The sequence below is a fragment of the Bradyrhizobium sp. HKCCYLRH2015 genome (assembly GCF_051168215.1).
In the GTDB taxonomy this organism is placed as follows: domain Bacteria; phylum Pseudomonadota; class Alphaproteobacteria; order Rhizobiales; family Xanthobacteraceae; genus Bradyrhizobium.
In genome coordinates this window covers 386702-408943 of sequence record NZ_JBNPUO010000003.1, presented here as the reverse complement: position 1 = coordinate 408943, position 22242 = coordinate 386702, and the positions used below count along the sequence as shown (strand labels likewise).

18 protein-coding genes are annotated in these 22242 nt (G+C 65.5%); 9 read left to right on the top strand and 9 right to left on the bottom strand.

Going from position 1 to position 22242, the window contains the following annotated elements; genetic code table 11:
- Positions 1 to 106: 106 nt before the first annotated feature.
- The 9 genes from ACQR1H_RS09865 to ACQR1H_RS09825 form a co-directional block, all read right to left on the bottom strand.
- The gene (locus tag ACQR1H_RS09865; RefSeq protein WP_315805752.1) at positions 107 to 739 is read right to left on the bottom strand and encodes a glutathione S-transferase family protein; all 633 of its coding nucleotides are present in this window, start codon (positions 737 to 739) and stop codon (positions 107 to 109) included.
- Positions 740 to 799: 60 nt separating this feature from the next.
- Positions 800 to 1393: a GNAT family N-acetyltransferase gene (locus ACQR1H_RS09860; protein ID WP_434907488.1), complete on the bottom strand. Its 594-nt coding sequence runs from the start codon at positions 1391 to 1393 to the stop codon at positions 800 to 802.
- A 9-nt stretch (positions 1394 to 1402) separates the two neighbouring features.
- The gene (gene glpK, locus ACQR1H_RS09855; protein ID WP_434907487.1) at positions 1403 to 2905 is read right to left on the bottom strand and encodes a glycerol kinase GlpK; all 1503 of its coding nucleotides are present in this window, start codon (positions 2903 to 2905) and stop codon (positions 1403 to 1405) included.
- A 355-nt stretch (positions 2906 to 3260) separates the two neighbouring features.
- Positions 3261 to 4034 carry an SDR family NAD(P)-dependent oxidoreductase gene (locus ACQR1H_RS09850; protein ID WP_315805749.1) on the bottom strand — a complete coding sequence of 258 codons (774 nt, stop codon included), beginning with the start codon at positions 4032 to 4034 and terminating at the stop codon, positions 3261 to 3263.
- A gap of 214 nt (positions 4035 to 4248) precedes the next feature.
- Positions 4249 to 5391 carry a pimeloyl-CoA dehydrogenase small subunit gene (pimD, locus tag ACQR1H_RS09845; RefSeq protein ID WP_434890308.1) on the bottom strand — a complete coding sequence of 381 codons (1143 nt, stop codon included), beginning with the start codon at positions 5389 to 5391 and terminating at the stop codon, positions 4249 to 4251.
- Between the two features lie 145 nt (positions 5392 to 5536).
- A complete protein-coding gene (pimC, locus tag ACQR1H_RS09840; protein ID WP_434907486.1) occupies positions 5537 to 6727 on the bottom strand; it encodes a pimeloyl-CoA dehydrogenase large subunit in 1191 nt (396 codons plus the stop codon).
- 226 nt (positions 6728 to 6953) lie between these two features.
- The gene (locus tag ACQR1H_RS09835; protein ID WP_434907485.1) at positions 6954 to 8141 is read right to left on the bottom strand and encodes an acetyl-CoA C-acyltransferase; all 1188 of its coding nucleotides are present in this window, start codon (positions 8139 to 8141) and stop codon (positions 6954 to 6956) included.
- Between the two features lie 19 nt (positions 8142 to 8160).
- On the bottom strand, positions 8161 to 9825 hold the full coding sequence (gene pimA / locus ACQR1H_RS09830; RefSeq protein ID WP_434907484.1) for a dicarboxylate--CoA ligase PimA: 1665 nt from the start codon (positions 9823 to 9825) through the stop codon (positions 8161 to 8163).
- 175 nt (positions 9826 to 10000) lie between these two features.
- Positions 10001 to 12094: a 3-hydroxyacyl-CoA dehydrogenase NAD-binding domain-containing protein gene (locus ACQR1H_RS09825; protein ID WP_315805744.1), complete on the bottom strand. Its 2094-nt coding sequence runs from the start codon at positions 12092 to 12094 to the stop codon at positions 10001 to 10003.
- Positions 12095 to 12307: 213 nt separating this feature from the next.
- Between ACQR1H_RS09825 and ACQR1H_RS09820 the strand changes: the two genes are divergently transcribed.
- The 9 genes from ACQR1H_RS09820 (at position 12308) to ACQR1H_RS09780 (ending at position 22242) form a co-directional block, all read left to right on the top strand.
- Complete coding sequence (locus ACQR1H_RS09820; protein ID WP_315805743.1) at positions 12308 to 13204, top strand: IclR family transcriptional regulator; 897 nt, start codon at positions 12308 to 12310, stop codon at positions 13202 to 13204.
- 66 nt (positions 13205 to 13270) lie between these two features.
- Positions 13271 to 14068: an ABC transporter ATP-binding protein gene (locus ACQR1H_RS09815; protein ID WP_434838553.1), complete on the top strand. Its 798-nt coding sequence runs from the start codon at positions 13271 to 13273 to the stop codon at positions 14066 to 14068.
- Entirely contained in the window at positions 14065 to 14778 is a 714-nt protein-coding gene (locus ACQR1H_RS09810) for an ABC transporter ATP-binding protein (RefSeq protein WP_315805741.1), read from the top strand. Before ACQR1H_RS09815 ends, ACQR1H_RS09810 begins: the two co-directional genes overlap by 4 nt.
- Positions 14779 to 14791: 13 nt before the next feature.
- The gene (locus ACQR1H_RS09805; RefSeq protein ID WP_315805740.1) at positions 14792 to 15670 is read left to right on the top strand and encodes a branched-chain amino acid ABC transporter permease; all 879 of its coding nucleotides are present in this window, start codon (positions 14792 to 14794) and stop codon (positions 15668 to 15670) included.
- Between the two features lie 2 nt (positions 15671 to 15672).
- Positions 15673 to 16689: a branched-chain amino acid ABC transporter permease gene (locus ACQR1H_RS09800; RefSeq protein ID WP_316238196.1), complete on the top strand. Its 1017-nt coding sequence runs from the start codon at positions 15673 to 15675 to the stop codon at positions 16687 to 16689.
- 10 nt (positions 16690 to 16699) lie between these two features.
- Positions 16700 to 17923 (top strand): ABC transporter substrate-binding protein, encoded by a 1224-nt coding sequence (locus ACQR1H_RS09795; protein ID WP_315805738.1) that lies wholly within the window; start codon positions 16700 to 16702, stop codon positions 17921 to 17923.
- A gap of 313 nt (positions 17924 to 18236) precedes the next feature.
- Positions 18237 to 19460 carry an ABC transporter substrate-binding protein gene (locus ACQR1H_RS09790; protein ID WP_315805737.1) on the top strand — a complete coding sequence of 408 codons (1224 nt, stop codon included), beginning with the start codon at positions 18237 to 18239 and terminating at the stop codon, positions 19458 to 19460.
- Between the two features lie 249 nt (positions 19461 to 19709).
- A complete protein-coding gene (locus ACQR1H_RS09785) occupies positions 19710 to 20933 on the top strand; it encodes an ABC transporter substrate-binding protein (protein ID WP_315805736.1) in 1224 nt (407 codons plus the stop codon).
- Between the two features lie 28 nt (positions 20934 to 20961).
- A complete protein-coding gene (locus tag ACQR1H_RS09780) occupies positions 20962 to 22242 on the top strand; it encodes a glycerate kinase type-2 family protein (RefSeq protein ID WP_434907483.1) in 1281 nt (426 codons plus the stop codon).

Genomic DNA, 22242 nt, shown 5'->3' with positions numbered 1-22242 from the left:
GGGTGCAGGTCTTTCCGCTGACACTTCTCGTGCGGCTGCCCCTCTCCCCGTGAGGAACGGGAGAAGGAGCGCACCATCGCCGGGGCGACGGCTCGCTCCAACGAGCTCAATCCCCGCTCGGCGGCGCCAGTGGCTGGACGAAAGCCTGGAATGGCGACAGCGCCTCACAGCGGGCGGCGTGCGTGGCCAGCGCCGGGTAACGCGTCGCGTCGAACAGATGCGGATGCGCCTCGCGGGTGAAGCGCAGGACGCAGGCGACGGCGATGTCCGCGTGGCCGATGCGCTCGCCATACCAATAATCCGTCGTCGCGGCGGCGCGCTCCGCCTCCAGCATCGCCAGCACGCCGGAGATCTGCGTCTCGCAACGCGCGACCCACAGGGCCAGGCGGTCCTTGCGCAGCACGCGCTCATAGATCAGGCTGACGGCCTTGTCGCCGAGACCGGTCGCGAGCGCGATCGTATGCAGCTGCCTGCGGCGCGGCGCGCCGCTGCGCGCCAGCATGGCACGCTCGGGCCCGACGGCCTCATCGAGGTGATCGAGGATCGCCGCCGAATCGATCAGCGCCTCGCCGTCATCGAGCACCAGCACCGGCACCCGGAGCAGCGGATTGTACGGCGCGATCTTGTCGGCATCGCCAAAGGTCGACCACGGCTTGTGCTCGAACGGGATGCCGTAGAGCTCGAGCGCGATCGCGGTGCGGCGGACGAAAGGCGAGTCGTATTGGCCGATCAGGAACATCGGTTATCCTCCTGTGCGGCGCATTGAAGCGCCGTTCGGCGCCGTTGTCAGCTGCCACGTTCAGGCGAGCAGCGGCACATGCGCGGCGACAGCGCGCGGCAGGGTGCCGTCGAGGCGGGGATCGGGGGCGATCTCGATCTGGCGGCGATAGGGGCGGAAGCCGGAGCGCTGGTAGAAGGCCAGCGCGCGCGGATGATCGAAGCTGCAGGTGTGGACCCAGAGCCGCGTCAGCGGCTGCGCCCAGGCGCGGCGCAGCGCATGGTTCATCAGCAGGCGTCCGGCGCCGGTGCCGATCAGCCTGTCGGTGACGCCGAACAGCACCAGCTCGCAATCGGTCTTGTTGCGGAAGTCGAGCTCCAGCAGGGCTTCGTCACCGCCGTCATGCGCCAAGGTGTAGATCTCGACTCCGTCGGCGCGAACTGTCTTGGCAAGCTCCGCATCGCTCATCCGCGTGCGCTGCGACCACAGCCACTCCCAGCCGACGCGGGCATAGAGGTCGCGGTACCAATCGAGATCGGGCTGCGCGACGCGGCGAATGCTCCAGTCGCCGATCGGATCCGGCGGCAACACCGGCGGCGCCACCATTTCCAGCGAGGTCACCACGGCCGCGACCTTGCCGGGTGGAACGTCGTAGTGGCCGTCGAGGACCGACATGCTGTTCACCTACTCGCCCTCGTCGCTCGCCAGCACGCCCTTCACGGCGCGGGCCCAGCCGGCGAGCTTGCGCTCCCGCGTGGCCGCGCTCATCGCCGGCCGGAAGCGGTGCTCGAGCCGCCAATTGTCGGCGAACTTTTCCGGCTCCGGATAGACGCCCGCGTGGAGGCCGGCGAGATAAGCGGCGCCGAGCGCGGTGGTCTCCTGAATCATCGGACGGTCGACTGGTGCGTCGAGCAGGTCGGCGAGACGCTGCATGGTCCAGTCCGATGCGGTCATGCCGCCGTCGACGCGCAGCACGATCGTGGCTGCGGACGCATCGGGCCAGTCGGCGCGCATCGCGGCCCACAGATCGTAGGTCTGGTAGCACACGCTCTCCAGCGTGGCATGCGCGAGCTCGGCGGGGCCGGTGTTGCGGGTCAGGCCGAACAGCGCGCCGCGCACGCGCGGATTCCAATACGGTGCGCCGAGGCCGACGAAGGCCGGCACCAGATAGACCGATTGCATCGAGTCGGACTTGTCGGCGAGCGGGCCGGTTTCGGCGGCATGCTTGATGATGCCGAGCCCATCGCGCAGCCATTGCACGGCCGAGCCGGCGACGAAGATCGAGCCTTCGAGCGCGTAGGTCCGGACGCCGTCGAGCTGATAGGCGATGGTCGTCAGCAGCTTGTTGTTCGATTTCACCGGCGTGGCACCGGTATTGAGCAGCGCGAAGCAGCCAGTGCCGTAAGTGGACTTCATCATGCCCGGCGTGAAACAGGCCTGGCCGATGGTCGCCGCCTGCTGGTCGCCGGCGATGCCCGCGACCTTGATCGGACCGCCAAACAGGTCGGGCGTGGTGGTGCCGAACTCAGCCGAGGAATCTTTCACCTCCGGCAGCATCGAGCGCGGCACGCGCAACAGCTTCAGCAGCGCATCGTCCCACTGCCCGGTGTGAATGTTGAACAGCAGCGTGCGCGAGGCGTTGGTGGCATCGGTGGCGTGCACCTTGCCGCCGGTCAGCCGCCACAGCAGGTAGCAGTCAACGGTGCCGAACATCAGCTCGCCACGCTCGGCGCGCTCGCGCGCGCCCGGCACGTGATCGAGGATCCATGCGACCTTCGTGCCGGAGAAATAGGGATCGATGATCAGGCCGGTCCTGGCGCTGACCTCGGGCTCGTGACCGTCGGCCTTGAGCTTGGCGCAGATGTCGGCCGTGCGGCGGTCCTGCCAGACGATGGCGCGGTGGACGGCCTGGCCGGTGGCGCGGTCCCACACCACGGTGGTCTCGCGCTGGTTGGTGATGCCGATCGCGGCGATGTCCTTGGCCGCCAGTCCCGCCTTCTCCAGCGCATCGCGGCAGGTCATCACCGTCGAGGTCCAGATGTCCTCCGGCTCGTGCTCGACCCAGCCCGAGGCCGGAAAATGCTGCGGGAATTCCTGCTGCGCCACCGCGGCGATCGAGATGTCGGAGCGGAACACGATCGCGCGCGAGGACGTGGTGCCCTGATCGATGGCCAGCACGAAGGACATGGGGCTTCTTCCCGGGAGTTGACGACGTTGGGCCGACAAGCAAGCGGATTGGCGGGGGAAGGTCAAGGAGGTTGGGAGCGCGCGACGTCCTTCTGGAAAAAGTGGAGAGTTCGCACCTTACGAGCATCCAACCCCGTGTCCGAACTTGGCTGGGACCACTGCGCTGCGCATGGCTGGGCCCTCTCCCCTTGTGGGAGAGGGCCACACCGCCGACAGCCGCAAGCTCACTCGGGTGAGCGGTTGGCGCCACATGCGCGCTCTGAGTACGCGGAGAGAGACCCCTCACCCGGTTGCGCTTCGCGCAACCACCCTCTCCCACAAGGGGAGAGGGTGCGGCTATCGTGTGGAGAGATTTTTACACCGCCGCCGTCGTGACGCCGCCGTCGACCACGATGGTCTGCCCCGTCATGAAGGTCGAGGCATCCGACGCCAGATACGCCACCGCGCCGGCGATCTCATGCGGCTCGCCGATGCGGCGGAGCGGGGTCGTCGCGCAGCGCTGTTTCAGGCGGGCTTCGTCCTCCCACAGCGCGCGGGCGAAGTCGGTCTTGATCAGGCCCGGCGCGACGCAGTTGATGCGCACGCCTTGCGGGCCCCATTCGCCGGCAAGGCTGCGGCACAGCGCGAAGTCGGCGGCCTTGGAGATGCCGTAGGCGCCGATCACGGTCGAGCCGCGCAGTCCTCCGATCGAGGACACGATGACGACCGAGCCTTTGCCGCGCGCGGCCATCGGCGGGATCGCCTTGGCGCAGAGCCAGAGATTGCTCTTCACGTTGGAGGCCATGATCTTGTCGAAGGCCTCGTCGGTGATGTCAAGCAGCGGACCGTAATACGGGTTGACCGCAGCATTGCAGACGAGGATGTCGACCTGGCCGTATTGGCTGACGGCGCCGTCGATCAGCGCATCGACCTCGGCGCGGCGCGAGATGTTGCAGGGGATGACGCGGGCCTCGCCACCGCTCGCGCGGATGCCGCTTGCCACTTCCTCGCAGGCGTCGGCCTTGCGGCTGGAGATCACGACCTTGGCGCCGAGCTGCGCCAGCAGCTCCGCGGAAGCACGGCCGATGCCACGGCTCGAGCCGGTGATGACGGCGACCTGGCCGGAGAGGTTGAAGGGATTGGGGATCATGTTCTGCTTCCTCCGAGTCATTGCGAGGAGCGAAGCGACGAAGCAATCCAGGGCGACGCGTGACGCCCTGGATTGCTTCGCTACGCTCGCAATGACGGCTCAAAACAACCGAGCCGGCGTAGGCTCTCACGCTCGTCATGCGCGGGCTTGACCCGCGCATCCATCATCAAGGAGCGATGGGTTGCCGGGTCAAGCCCGGCAACGACGGACCATCTCAGATCAGCCCACCCGCCTCGCTGACGCGGCGGGTATGGTAGTCGGTGTCACCGAAGGTGCTCTCGATCATGGTCAGGCGCTTGAAGTAGTGGCCGATCTTGGCCTCCATCGTCATGCCGATGCCGCCGTGGAGCTGGATCGCCTGCTGGCCGACGAACTTGGCCGACTTGCCGATCTGCACCTTGGCCGCGGCGATCGAGGTGGCGCGCTCCTTGGCGTCGTCGAAGTCGGCGGCCATGGTGGCGAACATCGACATCGAGCGGGCCTGCTCCAGCGCGACGAACATGTCGGAGGCGCGGTGCTGCAGCGACTGGAACGAGCCGATCGCGACGCCAAACTGCTTGCGCGTCTTGATGTACTCGACCGTGGTCTTGAGCGACTCGTCCATCAGGCCGACGGCTTCCGCACACAGTGCGATGCGGGCCTCGTCGACGACGCGCTCGATCAGCGGCAGAGCGTTGGCAGGATCGCCGATCGCGGCGTCGGCGCCCACTTCCACACCGGTGAAGGTGATGTCCGCCGCGTGCAGGCCGTCCTGGGTCGGATAGCCCTTGCGGGTGACGCCCTTCGCGTCGGCCGGCACGATGAACAGGCCGATGCCGGACTTGTCGCGCTGGCCGCCAGCCGTGCGTGCGGTGACGATCAGCGTGTCGGCGTTTTCGCCATTGAGCACGACGAACTTCTCGCCGTCGATGACCCAGCCGTCGCCCTTCTTCTTGGCGGAGGTGGCGACATCGAACAGGTCGTAGCGCGACTGCTTCTCGAGCTGGGCGAAGGCGAACGTCTTGCTGCCGTCGATGATCCCTGGCAGATGCGCGGCCTTCTGCGCCGCCGATCCGCCATGGCGGAGGAAGCCGCCGGCAAGCACGACCGTGGCGAGGTAAGGCTCGAGCACCAGCGCGCGGCCCATCGCCTCCATCACGATCATGGTCTCGACGCCGCCGGCGCCGAAGCCGCCGTCTTCCTCGGAGAACGGCAGACCGAGCAGGCCCTGCTCGGCGAGCTTGGACCACATCGCGCGGCTCCAGCCGCCCTTCTCCTTCATGTAGAGCTTGCGCTTGTCGAAATCATAGGCATCCGCCAGCAGGCCGTCGATGCTGTCCTTGAGGAGACGCTGCTCCTCGGTGAGATCAAAATCCATTGGTTGACTCTCCAGTATCCCCATTCTCCGTCATGCCCGCGCTTGTCGCGGGCATCCACGTCGTGCCCGGGCAGGGCTGCGCGTGGATGGCCGGGTCAAGCCCGGCCATGACGGCGTGCGTTGTCGAGGCGCTGCGGCTCACAGGTCAGAGCCCCAGCACCGCCTTGGCGATGATGTTGCGCTGGATCTCGTTGGAGCCGCCGTAGATCGAGACCTTGCGGTTGTTGAAGTAGCTCGGCGCGATCTGGGCGGTCCAATCCATGGTCTCGTTGCTGTCGTCGTCGCCATGGATGTCGTAGGGCGCGGCGAACGGGCCGATCACCTCCATCAGCAGCTCGGTGGTGGTCTGCTGGATCTCCGAGCCCTTGATCTTCAGCACCGAAGACGCCGGATTGGGCTTGCCCTTGCCGTGCTTGCCCTCGTCGGCGACGACGCGCAGCTGGGTCAGCTCGAGCGCCTTGAGCTCGACCTCGCATGCGGTGAGCTTCTCGCGGAACGACGGGTCTTCCAGCACCGGACGGCCACCGGACTCGATCTTGGCGGCGAGCTCCTTGATGCGGCGGATGCGCTCCTTGGAGACGCCGACACGGGCGATGCCGGTGCGCTCATTGCCGAGCAGGAACTTGGCGTAGTCCCAGCCCTTGTTCTCCTCGCCGATCAGGTTCTCATAGGGTACCTCGACGTCGTCGAAGAACACCTCGTTGACCTCGTGGCCGCCGTCGATGGTCTGGATCGGACGCACGGTGACGCCCTTCGACTTCATGCTGAAGACGATGAAGGAGATGCCCATCTGCTTCTTCGCGGAGGGATCGGTGCGGCACAGGCAGAAGATCATGTCGGCGTGCTGGGCCAGCGTGGTCCAGGTCTTCTGGCCGTTGATGATCCACTTGTCGCCGCGGCGCTCGGCCTTGGTCTTCAGCGAGGCCAGGTCGGAGCCGGAGCCCGGCTCCGAGAAGCCCTGGCACCACCAGTCGTCGACATTGGCGATGCGCGGCAGATACTGCTTCTTCTGCGCCTCGTTGCCGAAGGTGTAGATCACCGGGCCGACCATGCTGACGCCGAAGGCGAGCGGCTGCGGCGCCGGATAGGCCTGCAGCTCCTCGTTGAAGATGTAGTGCTGCACCGAGGTCCAGCCGGTGCCGCCATATTCCGTCGGCCAGTGCGAGACGCCCCAACCCTTCTTGTTGAGGATGCGCCACCAGGTCACCATCTCGTCCTTCGACAGATGGCGGCCCTCGATCATCTTCCGCCGTGTCTCCGGCGGCACGTTGTCCTTGAAGAACTGCCGGACTTCCTCGCGGAACGCCTGCTCTTCCTTCGTGAATGCAAGATCCATCGGATCCTCCCGTGTGTAGTTTGAATCGCGTTCGTTCGTCTTGTTCCGCCGTCGTCCCGGCGAACGCCGGGACCCATAACCACCGACGGTCGTTTGAGAGCACAGGCATCTGCCGTCATGCCCCAAGCAACATCACGCGGTATGGGTCCCGGGTCTGCGCTTCGCTTGCCCGGGACGACACCGAGTGAAATCCCGCGCGAGTTGCGCGTGGGATTTCGGTCGTTCGTTACTGCAGCACCTCGAACAGGCCGGCGGCGCCCATGCCGCCGCCGACGCACATGGTGACGACGGCGTACTTGGCCTTGCGGCGGCGGCCTTCGATCAGGGCGTGGCCGGTGAGCCGCGCGCCCGACATGCCGTAGGGATGGCCGACCGCGATGGCGCCGCCATTGACGTTGATCTTGTCGGGGTCGATGCCGAGCTTGTCGCGGCAGTACAGCACCTGCACGGCGAACGCCTCGTTGAGCTCCCACAGGCCGATGTCGTCGACGGTCAGGCCATGGCGCTTCAACAGACGCGGCACCGCGAAGATCGGGCCGATGCCCATCTCGTCCGGCTCGCAACCATGCGCGACGAAGCCGCGGAAGATGCCGAGCGGCTGCAGGCCGCGCTTCGCCGCGGTGGCGTCGCTCATGATCACGCAGGCGGAGGCGCCGTCGGAGAGCTGGCTGGCATTGCCGGCGGTGATCGAGAAGCCGTCGCCGCGCACGGCCTTGAGGCCGGCGAGACCTTCGGCGGTCGTCTCGGGGCGCGGACCTTCGTCCTGCGACAGGGTGACGTCCTTGAACGAGACGTTGCCGGTGGCCTTGTCGGTGACCGCCATCTTGGTCGAGATCGGCGCCAGTTCGTCGTTGAACTTGCCGCCCTGCTGCGCGGCTGCGGTGCGGCGCTGGCTCTCCAGCGCATATTCGTCCTGCCGTTCGCGGGAGATGCCATAGCGCTTGGCGACGATCTCGGCGGTGTCGATCATCGGCATGTAGACGTCGCCCTTGATCTCGAGCAGCGCCGGATCGGTGGCCTGGAAGCTGTTCATCTTGTCGTTCTGGACCAGCGAGATCGATTCGCCGCCGCCGCCGACTGCGATCTCGACACCGTCGAAGATCACCGAGCGCGCCGCGAGCGCAATCGCCTGCAGACCGGAGGCGCATTGGCGGTCGATCGTGGTGCCGCCGACCGACACCGGCAGGCCGGCACGCAGCAGCGCCTTGCGCGCGATGTTGCCGCCGGTCGAGCCCTGCTGCAAGGCCGCGCCCATCACGACATCCTCGACCTCTGCCGGATCGACCTTGGCGCGCTTGACCGCCTCGCCGATGGCGTGGCCGAGCAGCGTCGCGCCGCCGGTGGCATTGAGCGCGCCGCGATAGGCCTTGCCGATCGGCGTGCGGGCGGTGGAAACGATGACGGCATCGGTCATGGGCGACCTCCTGTTGTTGTCACTGATGTTTGATGTGAGACGCGGGTGATTGCTGCTGGCGCAATTCGTGACGCGACAGCTTGCCGACCGGCGTGCGCGGCAGCTCGTCGACGAACGCGACCGCCGCCGGCAGCTCGTGCTTGCCGAGCTTGCCGGTGAGGAAGGCGCGGAGATCCTCGACCGGGAACGGCGCGAAGCCGTCTCGCAGCTTGATGAAGGCCTTGGCCGCCTCGCCGCGATAGGCGTCGGGAATACCGATCACGATGACCTCCTGCACCGCCGGATGGGTGTAGATCGCCTGCTCGATCATCTGCGGATAGACGTTGAAGCCGCCGGAAATGATCATGTCCTTCTTGCGGTCGACCAGGAAGTAGAAACCGTCGGCGTCGACATAGCCGATGTCGCCGGTCAGGAAATGATCGCCGACGAACGACTGCGCCGTTTCCTCCGGCCGGTTCCAATAACCCTTGGTGACGTTCGGCCCCTTGATCCGGATCTCGCCGACCTCGTTCACGCCGAGCACCTTTGCGGGATCCTCGAGCGACACGACGTCCATCTCGATGCCGGGCAGCGTGATCCCGATCGAGCCGGGCTTGTCCGGGCCCCCCTTGGGATGGGCGGTGCCGGGCGAGCAGGTCTCGGTCATGCCCCAGCCGCTCTTCAGCTTCATGCCGACGCGTCGCTCCAGGATGCGCGCGACCTCGACCGGCAGCGGCGCGCCGCCGGAGCCGACGCTGGTCAACGACGACAGATCACGCTTGTCGAGATCGGGCAGGTTGGCGATCGCGATCCACATCGTCGGCACGCCGGGAAAATAGGTCGCGCGCTTGACCTCGATGTCGCGCATCACGGCGTCGAGATCGAAGCGCTGGTGCAGCGAGATCAGGCTGCCGAGGCGCAGCGAGGTCAGCAGCACCACCGTCAGTGCATAGATGTGGAACAGCGGCAAGACGCAGATCACGCGGTCGGAGCCGTTACCGTTTGCACGCGTCGCGCGGCCCCAGACTTCGGCGATCGACACCGCGGAGGTGAGATTGCCATGGGTCAGCATCGCACCCTTGGGCAGGCCGGTGGTGCCGCCGGTATATTGCAGCAGGGCGATGTCGTCGGGCGAGATCGAAGGCCACGCCATAGGCGCAACGGCGCCTTCGACGAAGGCGCGGTGCGTAATCACCGCGGGATTGTCCGGCAGCGCCGTCTGCGGCGTGCCGACTTTGCCCCAATCATCATCCTCGCAGACGATCAGGCGATCGATCAGTCCCTTGGCGAGGAACTTCAACGCGGTCGGCAGCAGCGCTGATAGGTTCGACGTGACGAGAATGCGCGCGCCGGAATCGCTGAGCTTGTGCGACAAGGCGATCTCGCCATCGAGCGGCGACAGGTGCACCACGCGGGCGCCGGCCTTGAGCGCGCCGAAGAAGTTGATCGGATGATCCGGCGTATTGCCGAGGAACAGCGCGATCGACGCGCCCTTGCCGAAGCCGGCGCGCAGGAACGCCGCGGCGGCCTGGTCGACGAGCGCCGCGAGTTGCTTGAAAGTGATGGGGCGGTCGCGGAATTCCAGCGCGTCGCCATTGCCGAAGTCACTGACCGCCTTTGCCAGCAGATCCGGCAAGGTGCCACGCGCAAGCGGCGCATCCCAGCGGACACCTTCGGGATAGAACTGTTCGCCAGGATGGGTCATGCGAGCTCAATGTCCGTTGGCGTAAGACGGCCCCGCTGTCTCCGTTCCCTCCCCCCTTGTGGGGGAGGGTCAGGGAGGGGGGCGGCCCCGGGCGAGACTGCCCGTGTGGACCCCCAACCCCTCCCCGCAAGGGGGAGGGGAGCGCAGCCGGGCGCAGAGTGATAGTTGGGCCGCCTCAAGCGGCCTTCCCCTGCGCCAGCGAGGCGAAGGTCTTGCCTTCGTCGGCGAGCTTCTTCAGCAGCGGCGCTGGCTCCAGCGACGGGTCATTGGTCTCCTTGGCATAGAACGCCAGCCGCTCGGCAATGTGCTTCAGGCCGACGCTGTCGGCCCAGTACATCGGGCCGCCGCGATAGATCGGCCAGCCATAGCCGTAGAGCCAGACAACGTCGATGTCGGACGGACGCGCGGCGATGCCCTCGGCGAGGATCTTCGCGCCCTCGTTGATCATCGGATACATCATGCGCTCGAGGATCTCCTCGTCGCTGACCGCGCGGCGCTTGAGGCCGAGCTTGGCGAGCGTCTCGTCGATCAACTTCTCGACATCGGGATCCGGCAGCGGCGCACGCGAGCCGGCCTCGTATTTGTAGTAGCCCTTGCCGGTCTTCTGGCCGAAGCGGCCGGCTTCGCACAGCGCATCCGCGATCTCGCTCTTGATGCCGCGGTCCTTGCGCGAGCGCCAGCCGATGTCGAGGCCGGCGAGATCGCCCATCGCGAACGGGCCCATCGGCATGCCGAACTTGGTGACGACGGCATCGACCTGCTGCGGCAGCGCGCCTTCGAACAACAGCTTCTCGGCCTGCTTGCCACGCTGCGCCAGCATGCGGTTGCCGACGAAGCCGTCGCAGACGCCGACCACGGCCGGCACCTTGGCGATCTTGCGGGCGATCGACACGGCGGTGACGAGCGCGTCCGGCGCGGTCTTCTCCGCGCGCACGATCTCGCACAGCTTCATGACGTTGGCCGGCGAGAAGAAATGCATGCCGAGCACGTCCTGCGGACGGCTGGTCTCGGCGGCGATTGCGTCGATGTTCAGATACGAAGTGTTCGAGGCCAGCACCGCGCCCGGCTTGGCATATTGATCGAGCTTGCCGAACACTTCCTTCTTCACGGCCATGGTCTCGAACACCGCCTCGATGACGAGGTCGGCGTCCTTGACGTTCTCGAGACCGACCTTGCCGTCGATCAGCGCCATGCGCTTGGCCGGGGCGTCCGCCGGAATGCCGCCGCGCGCGGCGGTCGCCTCCCAGTTCTTCTGCATGATGCCCATGCCGCGCTTGAGCTGCTCCTCGGCGGTCTCGATCAGGGTGACCGGGATGCCGGCATTGGCGAACGACATCGCGATGCCGCCGCCCATGGTGCCGGCGCCGATGATGGCGACGCGCTCGACCTTGCGGCCCTTCGTGCCCTCGGGCACGCCGGCAATCTTGGCCGCCTCGCGCTCGGCGAAGAACGCGTAGCGCTGCGCCTTGGACTGGTCGCTGGTGAGCAGCTTGAGGAAGCCCTCGCGCTCCCGCTTCAAGCCCTCGTCGAACGGCAGATCGATCGCATAGCCGACCGCATCGGCCGCCGCGAACGGCGCCTCCAGCCCGCGCGACTTCTTGGTGATCGCAGCGACCGCATTGGTGAAGATCGAGCGATCGGCCTTGGCCGCGGCGATCTTGGAGTCATCGTCGCGCAGCTTGCGCAGCGGACGGTTCTCCGCCACCACCTTGCGCGCGAAGGCTTCGCCGCCCGATGCCGGCCCCTCGACGATCTCCTCGATCAGGCCCGCCTTCAGCGCTTCGGCTGCGCCGATCGGATCACCGGCGACGATCATCTTGACCGCGAGCTCCGGCCCCACCGCGCGCGGCAGGCGCTGCGTTCCGCCCGCGCCCGGCAGCAGGCCGAGCTTCACCTCGGGCAGGCCGAGCTTCGCCTCCTTGGTGGCGACACGATAATGACAGGCGAGCGCCACTTCGAGACCACCGCCCAGCGCCGTTCCATGAATCGCCGCGATGACCGGCTTGGGGCTGTTCTCGATCGTGCTCAGCACGTCGTTGAGCGCCGGCGGCTTCGGCGGCTTGCCGAACTCGGTGATATCGGCGCCGGCAATGAAGGTGCGTCCGCCGCAGGTCAGCACGATGGCCTTGATTGCGGGATCGTCGATCGCCGCCTTGACGTTGTCCAGGATGCCGCCGCGAACTGCGGCACTCAGCGCATTGACGGGCGGACTGTCGATGGTGACGATGCCGATGATGTCATGACGATCAAGCTTTGCCACTTCGCTCACGCGTAAGCTCCTTGGGATGTCGTTTCTTTGCGGCCGGTTAACGTTCCGACCCCTTCTTGGCTCTTCATTTGCGCAGAGGTTCAGCCTTGCTTGCGTCTACCCGCTGCCGGACATCAATTCCGCAGTGCGAAATCTAATTCCACATCTTGACAGCCAGGGTTATTTTGAAGCACGAGCGTTGTCAACGAGGCTCATCAATCAACAGCCGATGACATGAAACGCCCAGGGAAGAAAGCTGCGACCGATCGCAACTTCGTCGTTGCGCTGTCGCGCGGCCTCGAGGTGCTCAGGGCTTTCCGGCCCAATGACGGCCTGCTGGGCAACCAGGAGATCGCGGCGCGCACCAACCTGCCCAAGCCGACCGTGTCGCGCCTGACCTACACGCTGACCAAGCTCGGCTATCTCACGCCCGTTCCCCGCTTCGAGAAATATCAGCTGGCGCCGTCAGCGCTGCTGCTCGGCTACGCCGCGCTCGCCAATCTCGGCGTGCGCCAGCTCTCCGAGCCGTTCCGCGAGCAGCTGATGCGCGAGACCGGCGGTGCGGTGGCAATCGGCGGCCGCGACCGGCTCAGCATGATCTATATCGGCCAGAGCCGGCACGGCGTCGTCAACGTCGAGCTCGACGTGGGCTCGCGCATTCCGATTGCGACCACCGCGATGGGCCGGGCCTATCTCTGGGCGCTGCCCGAAGAGGAACGCGCCGTGCTGATGCGCGAGATGCGCGAGCATTACGGCAACCGCTGGCCCAAGATCCGTGACGGGATCGAGCGCGCCGGCGAAACCGTCGCCAAGTACGGCTTCACGATCTCGGCCGGCGAATGGCAGGATGACGTTCACGCCGTCGGCGCGGCGTTGAGGCTCAACGATGGAACGGGTCCTTACGCGATCAATTGCGGCGCGCCTGCATTCCGCTTCACGGAAGAGCGCCTGCTCACCGACATTGGACCTCGTCTCGTGGCGATGGTAAGGAAAATCGAAGCAGCGCTTGGCGGACTTGCGCCGCAAACTAATCAGACGAATGTTCATGCGAACAATTCGTCTCACAAAGAACTCAATAAAAAGCCGAAGCCAGGAGGAAAAGTTGCCCGTGTTGCCGAGGGTATCAGATAGCCTGCATCATCGCGGTCGGCTGGCGCCGCGTCCTGACCTGAACGATTTCGGGAGGGGCGAGACGAGATGACGCAGGCACAACTCGCCCAGACCAACGATCCGCTGCTCGCCGTCCGCGACGTCAGCGTCGTGTTCGGCGGCATCGTGGCGCTGAACGGCGTCTCGTTCGACATGCGCCAGGGCCAGATCCTCGGCCTCATCGGCCCGAACGGCGCCGGCAAGACCACGCTGTTCAACTGCCTCAGCCGGCTCTACCAGCCGAGCTCCGGCGACATCCTGATGGAAGGCCACAGCATCCTGAAGCGGCCGCCACACCGCATCGCCGAGATCGGCATCGGCCGCACCTTCCAGAACGTGGCGCTGTTCCCGAACCTGTCGGTGCTCGACAACGTCCGCGTCGGCACGCATGCGCGGACCTCGAGCGACATCATCTCCGATTCGCTTCGTCTCGCCTGGATCCGCCGCAGCGAGACTTCGGTGAATACCAAGGTTCACGAGATTCTCGCCTATCTCAACCTCGAGGAGGTCGCGCACAAGACCGTGTCCGGGCTGCCGTTCGGCACCCAGAAGCGCGTCGAGCTGGCGCGCGCGCTGGCCGCCGACCCGAAGATCCTGCTGCTTGACGAGCCCGCCGGCGGCCTCAATCACGAGGAAGTCTATGTGCTCGGCGACCTGATCCGCCGTATCCGCGACGACCGCCACATCACCGTGCTGCTGGTCGAGCATCACATGGGCCTGGTCATGTCGATCGCCGACCACGTCGTGGCGCTGAATTTCGGCCGCAAGCTCGCCGAGGGCACGCCCGCGCAGGTGCAGGCCAATCCCGACGTCATCAAGGCCTATCTCGGGAGCAAGGATCAATGACGGCGCTGCTCAACGTCAAGGACCTGCGCGCCTATTACGGCCAGGTCCAGGCCCTGCACGGCCTCTCCTTCTCTCTCAACGAAGGCTCGCTGACGACCCTGCTCGGCGCCAATGGCGCCGGCAAGACCACCACCCTGCGCGCGATCTGCAACATGGTGCGCTCGACCGGTGCGATCGAGTTCGAGGGCAAGCCGCTCAACAACAAATCGACCGAGAGCATCGTGCGCTTCGGCATCGCCCATGTGCCGCAGGGTCGCGGCACCTTCACCAACATGACGGTGGAAGAAAACCTGCAGCTCGGTGCCATCACCCGCTCCGACAAGGCGGGCATCGTCGCCGACATCGAGCGGATGTATTCCTACTTCCCCAAGCTGAAGGAGCGTCATACGCAGCAGGCCGGCACCCTGTCCGGCGGCGAGCAGCAGATGCTGGCCGTGGCGCGGGCGCTGATGCTGCGTCCCAGGTTGATGCTGCTCGACGAGCCGTCGTTCGGCCTCGCGCCGCTGGTGGTCCGCGACCTCTTCGGCATCCTCGGCAAGATCAACCGCGAGGAAAAGGTCTCGATCCTCGTCGTCGAGCAGAACGCGCAGCTCGCGCTGGAGCTCGCCGATCAGGCCTATGTGATCGAGACCGGCCGCATCGTCATGTCCGGCGCGGCCTCGGACATCGCGAACGACGAGAACGTTCGCAAATCCTATCTGGGCTACTAACGGAGGCGGGACAATGGAGCTGTTCACCAACCAGGTCCTGGCCGGCATTGCGACTGGCGCGATCTACGCCTGCATGGCGCTCGCGGTCGTGATGATCTACCAGGCGATCGACCATCTCAACTTCGCGCAAGGCGAGATGGCGATGTTCTCGACATTCATCTCCTGGCAGCTGATGCAATGGGGCCTGCCCTACTGGGTCGCCTTCGTGGCGACGCTGGCCCTGTCGTTTGCAGGCGGCATCGCGATCGAGCGCGTGCTGTTCAAGCCGCTTACCAAGGCGCCGATCCTGACCCAGGTCGCCGGCTTCATCGCGCTGTACTCGATCATCAACTCCTTTGCCGGACTGACCTGGGACTTCACCATCAAGCAGTATCCGACGCCGTTCGGATCGTCGCCGTTCCTGGGCAGCCAGCTGATCTCGACGCACCAGGCCGGCATGATCGGCATCACCTTGCTGCTGCTGATCGGCCTGTACTTCTTCTTCCAGTACACCAGGGTCGGGCTTGCGATGCGTGCGGCGGCGGCGGTGCCCGAGTCGGCGCGGCTGGTCGGCATCAACACGTCGTGGATGATCGCGCTCGGCTGGGGCATGGCGGCAGCGATCGGCTCGATCGCCGGCATGCTGATCGCGCCGGTGGTCTTCCTCGAGCCGAACATGATGGGCGGCGTGCTGATCTACGGGTTCGCCGCCGCCGTGCTCGGCGGCCTGACCAGCCCGTTCGGCGCGGTGCTCGGCGGCTTCCTGGTCGGCATCTTCGAAAATCTCGCCGGAACCTACATCCCGCATGTCGGCAACGAGATGAAGCTGCCGATCGCTCTGGCCCTCATCATCTCCGTCCTGGTCATCAAGCCCGCCGGCCTGTTCGGCCGCAACATCGTGAAGCGAGTCTGATCATGAGCGCAATCGAGGACATCACATCCCAGGCGCCCGCGGTCGAGGCCGTTCCGAAGCGGGCCATGACCCTGAGCTCCGGCACCACATTCGTGGTCGTGCTGCTGCTCCTGGTGGTGCCACTGTTCGTCAAGAACTTCATCATCTTCCAGATGACGATGCTGCTGATCTACGGGCTGGCCGTGCTGGCGCTGAACATCCTGACCGGCGGATCCGGCCAGTTCTCGCTCGGCAACAGCGCCTTCTACGCCATCGGAGCCTATACGTCGGCGATCCTGATGGAGCAGTACAATGTCAACTACGCGCTGACCCTGCCGGTCGCCGGCGTGATCTGCTTCGGCGCCGGCTTCCTGTTCGGCCAGCCGGCGCTGCGGCTCTCGGGCGTGTATCTCGCGCTCGCCACCTTCGCGCTCGCCACCGCGATGCCGCAGATCCTCAAGCTCGGCTTCTTCGAGGAATGGACCGGCGGCGTGCAGGGCCTCGTCGTCACCAAGCCGGACGCGCCGTTCGGCCTGCCGATGTCGCAGGACATGTGGCTGTACTACTTCACACTGGCGATCACGATCGCGATCTACGTGTTCTCGGTGAACCTCCTGCGCTCGCGTTCGGGGCGGGCTTTCATGGCGATCCGCGACAACGAGATCGCGGCATCCGCCATGGGCATCGACGTCGCGACCTACAAGACGCTGGCGTTCGGCGTCAGCGCCGGCATCACCGGCGTCGCCGGCGGCCTCGGCGCCATCGCCGTGCAGTTCGTGGCACCCGACAGCTACACGATCGTGCTCGCGATCTCGCTGTTCCTCGGCATGGTCGTCGGCGGCGTCGGCTGGCTGCCCGGATCGTTCGTCGGCGCGGCATTCATCATCTTCGTTCCCAACATCGCCGAAGGCATTTCGAAGGGCCTGTCCGGCGCGGTGTTCGGCGTGCTGCTGTTCCTCGTCATCTTCCTCGTGCCGCACGGCTCGCGGCAGGTGGCGATGGTGGCGCAGCAGCTGCTCGGCAAACTCAGAAAGAACTAAGGAGGAACTCTTGCAGGTCGTTCAACAACTACGAATCGCCGCGATCGCGACGGCGGTCATCGCCCTCACCTCGGGCGCAGCACTCGCCCAGAAGAAATACGATACCGGCGCGTCGGATACCGAGATCAAGATCGGCAACATCATGCCCTACAGCGGACCGGCGTCCGCCTACGGCGTGATCGGCAAGACCGAGGAGGCGTATTTCAAGAAGATCAACGCCGAGGGCGGCATCAACGGCCGCAAGATCAACTTCGTCAGCTATGACGACGCCTATTCGCCGCCCAAGGCGGTCGAGCAGGTGCGCAAGCTGGTCGAAAGCGACGAGGTCCTGTTCGTCTTCAACCCGCTCGGCACGCCCTCGAACTCGGCGATCCAGAAATATCTCAACGGCAAGAAGATCCCGCAACTGTTCGTCGCCACCGGCGCCACCAAGTGGAACGACCCGAAGAACTTCCCCTGGACCATGGGCTGGCAGCCGAGCTACCAGAGCGAGGGCCGCATCTACGCGAAGTACCTGCTCAAGGACAAGCCCGGCGCCAAGGTCGGCGTGCTGTTCCAGAACGACGATTTCGGCAAGGACTATCTGAAGGGCCTCAAGGACGGCCTCGGCGACAAGGCCGCGTCCATGATCGTCATGGAGGAGAGCTACGAGACGTCCGAACCCTCGATCGACGGCCACATCGTCAAGCTGAAGGCCTCCGGCGCCGACGTCTTCTTCAGCGTCACCACGCCCAAGTTCGCGGCGCAGGCGATCAAGAAGCTTGCCGAGATCGACTGGCATCCGACGCATCTGGTCGTCAACGTGTCGGCCTCGGTCGGCAGCGTGATCAAGCCGGCCGGCTTCGAGAACTCGCAAGGGATTCTTTCGGCCGCCTACGCCAAGGATGCTGCGGATCCGCAGTGGAACGATGATCCCGGCATGAAGAAGTTCTTCGACTTCCTCGCGCAGTACTATCCCGACGCCAACAAGCTCGACAGCTCGACCGTCTACGGCTACGGCGCCGCGCAGACGCTGGTGAAGGTGCTGCAGATGTGCGGTGACGACCTGACCCGCGCCAACGTGATGAAGCAGGCCGCGAGCCTGAAGGACTTCGCGCCCGACACGCTGCTGCCGGGCGTCAAGATCAACACCTCGGCTACCGACTTCGCGCCCATCGAGCAATTGCAGATGATGCGGTTCAAGGGCGAGAAGTGGGAGCTGTTCGGCGAGGCGATCAGCGGCGCCATCGAGTAATCGCGCATCGCCGCAGAAAGCGGTGCCGATCTCCACTGGCCCTCCGCGCCATCGGCGCGGAGGGCTTTTTCATATCTGGATCGGCGTCGAACTATTCATCTCAGGCTGTTCTTGCAGAGCACTCACCCGCCGAGATTGCGGAGACCTCTCGCAGTTGCACATGATATGGACCGCCAAGGCACCGCGAAAACACGGACCGTGCCGTGATGTCGCAACCACCCCGGTGCAGCTCTGCTATAGTTCCAGCCAGAACAAGAGCCGCCATCAAGGCGGCCGAGACACGTCAACCAAACCAACACGGGAGAAACGCACCATGATGATCACGCGAAGGGCCGCCCTCGCCTCGGCTGCCGCCATCGTTCTCGCCTCGAGCTCCGCAATCGCCGCCGACAAGAAATACGATACCGGCGCCTCCGACACCGAGATCAAGATCGGCAACATCATGCCCTATAGCGGGCCGGCCTCGGCCTACGGCATCATCGGCAAGACGGAAGCGGCCTACTTCAAGAAGATCAACGCCGAGGGAGGCATCAACGGTCGCAAGATCAACTTCATCTCCTATGACGACGCCTATTCGCCGCCGAAGACGGTCGAACAGGCACGCAAGCTGGTCGAGAGCGATGAAGTGCTGTTCATCTTCAATTCGCTGGGCACGCCGCCGAACTCGGCGATCCACAAATACATGAACTCGAAGAAGGTCCCGCAGCTGTTCGTCGCCACCGGCGCCACCAAATGGAACGATCCGAAGGACTTCCCCTGGACCATGGGCTGGCAGCCCAACTACCAGAGCGAATCCAGAATCTACGCAAAATATCTGCTGAAGGAAAAGCCGGACGCGAAGATCGCGGTGCTGTATCAGAACGATGATTACGGCAAGGACTATCTGAAAGGGCTGAAGGATGGGCTTGGAGCCAAGGCCGCCTCAATGATCGTCATGGAGGAGAGCTACGAGACCGCTGAACCCTCGATCGACAATCACATCGTCAAGCTCAAGTCCACCGGCGCCGACGTATTCGTGAACATCACCACGCCGAAATTTGCGGCGCAGGCAATCAAGAAGGTCAAGGAGATCGAGTGGAAGACGCTGCATATCCTCAACAACGTCTCCGCCTCCGTCGGCAGCGTGCTGAAACCGGCCGGCTATGAGAATTCACAGGACATCCTCTCGGCGGCCTATCTCAAGGACGTCTCCGATCCGCAATGGAAGGATGATGCCGGGATGAAACAGTTCCTCGACTTCATGGCGAAGGATTTCCCGGATGGCGACAAGCTCGATGGCGGCACCGTCGTCGGCTACAGCGTGGCCCAGACGCTTGTGCAGGTGCTGAAGCAGTGCGGCGACAACCTCACCCGCGAGAACGTCATGAAGCAGGCCGCATCCCTGCGCAACTTCCGCACCGAGATGCTGCTGCCTGGCATCACGATCAACACCTCGGCGACCGACTTCGCGCCCGTCAGCCAGTTGCAGCTGATGCGCTTCAAGGGCGAGAAGTGGGAGCTGTTCGGCGACGTGATTTCCGCCGACGTCGGCGGCTAACGACGGAACGCAGTTGAAACCGCCTCCTGCGGCTTCGCGCCGCAGGAGGCGCTCTCTCCAGGCATCTTTGCTGTCTTTGCCAAGAATTTCTTAAGCTAGGAGTTGAAAGAGAGGCGGTCATGCAGCGGCGGCGGTTACGCCGAGCGCGCGGCTGCGCTATGGGGACTCGTCCGGAGTGAAACGAGTCGCCCGTGCTGCGGGCGAATCCAACAACAAGGCCAAGCTCCAAGGCCGAGAAGGAGTCCCCACGTGACCACTGCCCTCACCCGCCGCACGCTCTCCAGCCTGCTCGGCCTCGCCTTGGTTGGCGCCGCTGCCGGCAGCGCCTATGCCGACAAGAAATACGACACCGGCGCCAGCGACACCGAGATCAAGATCGGCAACATCGTGCCCTATAGCGGCCCGGCCTCGGCCTACGGCTCGGTCGGCAAGGCGATGTCGGCTGTGTTCAAGAAGGTCAATGATGAGGGCGGCATCAACGGCCGCAGGATCAATTTCATCTCGTACGACGACGCCTATTCGCCGCCGAAGACGGTGGAGCAGGCACGCAAGCTGGTGGAGAGCGACGAGGTGCTGTTCCTGTTCGGCGTGCTCGGCACTGCGCCCAACACGGCGATCCAGAAATACATGAACGCCAAGAAGGTGCCGCAGCTGTTCGTCGCGACCGGCGCCACCAAGTGGAACGAGCCCAAGACCAATCCGTGGACCATGGGCTGGCTGCCGAGCTATCAGTCGGAAGCCCGCATCTACGCCAAATACCTCACCGCGCAGCAGCCGACCGGCAAGATCGCGGTGCTCTACCAGAACGACGACATGGGCAAGGACTATCTGAAGGGTCTCAAGGACGGCCTTGGCGACACCTCCCGCGTCGTGCTGGAGGAGAGCTATGAGATCGCCGAACCCACGGTCGAGTCGCACATCGTCAAGATGAAGTCGGCCAATCCCGACATCGTCGTGCTGTTCACCACACCGAAGTCCGGCGCCCAGGCGATCAAGAAGCTCGGCGAGATGAACTGGAAGCCGCTGACCATCATCTCGAACGTCAGCGCCTCGACCGCGGCCGTGATGCGGCCGGCCGGCGTCGAGAACTCGCAAGGGGTGATCTCGGCCGCCTATGCCAAGGATGCCTCCGATCCGCAATGGGCCAACGACCCCGGTCTCGGCGCGTTCAGGGAACTGCTCGCCAAATATCTGCCGGAGATCAACCCCGTGGATTCGTCGGCGCTGACCGGTTACAACATCGCCACCACGATGGTCGAGGTGCTGAAGCGATGCGGCGACGAACTGACCCGCGCCAATGTCATGAAGCAGGCGGCAAGCCTGAAGCAGTTTGCGCAGGGCGGGCTGTTGCCCGGCATCACGCTGACCACCGGTCCGGACGACTTCCAGCCGATCGAGCAGCTGCAGCTGATGCAGTTCAAGGGCGAGCGCTGGCAGTTGTTCGGCGAGGTCATGAGCGGCGAACTGAAATAGGCTGCGCACGGCACGCGGGCGGCGCCGCATGACCAGCCGCCGTCCGTTGTTGCGCGCGATCTTCGATGCCGCGGTCGCCGCGGCGCATCCTGACATGGTGCTGCCGGCATTCCTGCCGGCGGCTCCCAAAGGACGAATCATCTGTCTCGCCGCCGGCAAGGGCGCGGCCGCAATGGCGGTCGCGGCCGAGCGCCACTACCTGGACACGCTGGGATTCGATCCCGCGAAGCTGACCGGCATCGCAACCACCCGCCATGGCCATGGCGTGCCGACCCGGCGGGTGAAGGTCATCGAGGCCGGACATCCGATGCCAGACGAGGCCGGGCTGAAGGCCGCCGACGAGACGCTGCAACTGGCGGCAACCGCCGAGCCCGGCGACCTGATGCTGGTGCTGCTCTCCGGTGGTGGGTCCGCCAATTGGGTCGCGCCGGTGAACGGCGTCAGCTTCGCGCAGAAGCAGCAACTGACCCGCGCGCTGCTCCGCTCGGGCGCACCGATCGGCGAAATGAATACGGTCCGCAAGCATCTGTCGCGGATCAAGGGCGGCCGGCTGGCGCGGGCCGGGCAGAAGGCCGAGATCGTGACCCTGACGATCTCCGACGTGCCGCATGACGATCCCTCGGCGATCGCATCGGGTCCGACGGTGCCCGATCCGACCACGCTGGCCGATGCCCGCGGCATCGTCGCCAAATACAAGCTCGAGGTCGACCCGGCGATCAGCCGGGCGCTCGATGATGCCGCCAATGAGAGCTGCAAGCCCGGCGATGCCGCCTTCGCCCGCGCCTCGTTCGAGCTGATCGCGCGCCCCGCCAGCTCGCTCGAGGCCGCCGTGGCCAGCGTCAAGGCGGCGGGCTACGACGTGCTCGATCTCGGCGCCGATCTCGAGGGTGAGGCCCGCGATGTCGCGGCCGATCACGCCAAGCTGGCGCGCGAGGCCCGCGCGCTCGGCCGCCGCATGGCGATCATCTCCGGCGGCGAGCTCACCGTGACGGTGCGCGGCCAGGGCCGCGGCGGCCCGAACCAGGAATATGCCTTGGCGCTCGCCGACCTCCTCAAGGACATGGAGGGCATAGCGGCGCTCGCCGGCGACACCGACGGCGCCGATGGCGGCGGCGGCAGCGCCTCCGATCCGGCCGGTGCGCTTGTCGATGCCGAGGTCATCGCCGCGATGCGGGCGCAGGGGCTGGATCCGCAGGCCTATCTCGCCAACAACGACGCCACCGCATTTTTCGCCGCGACCGGCGGCCTGCTGCAGACCGGACCGACGCTCACCAACGTGAACGACGTCAGGGTCATCCTGGTCGATTGA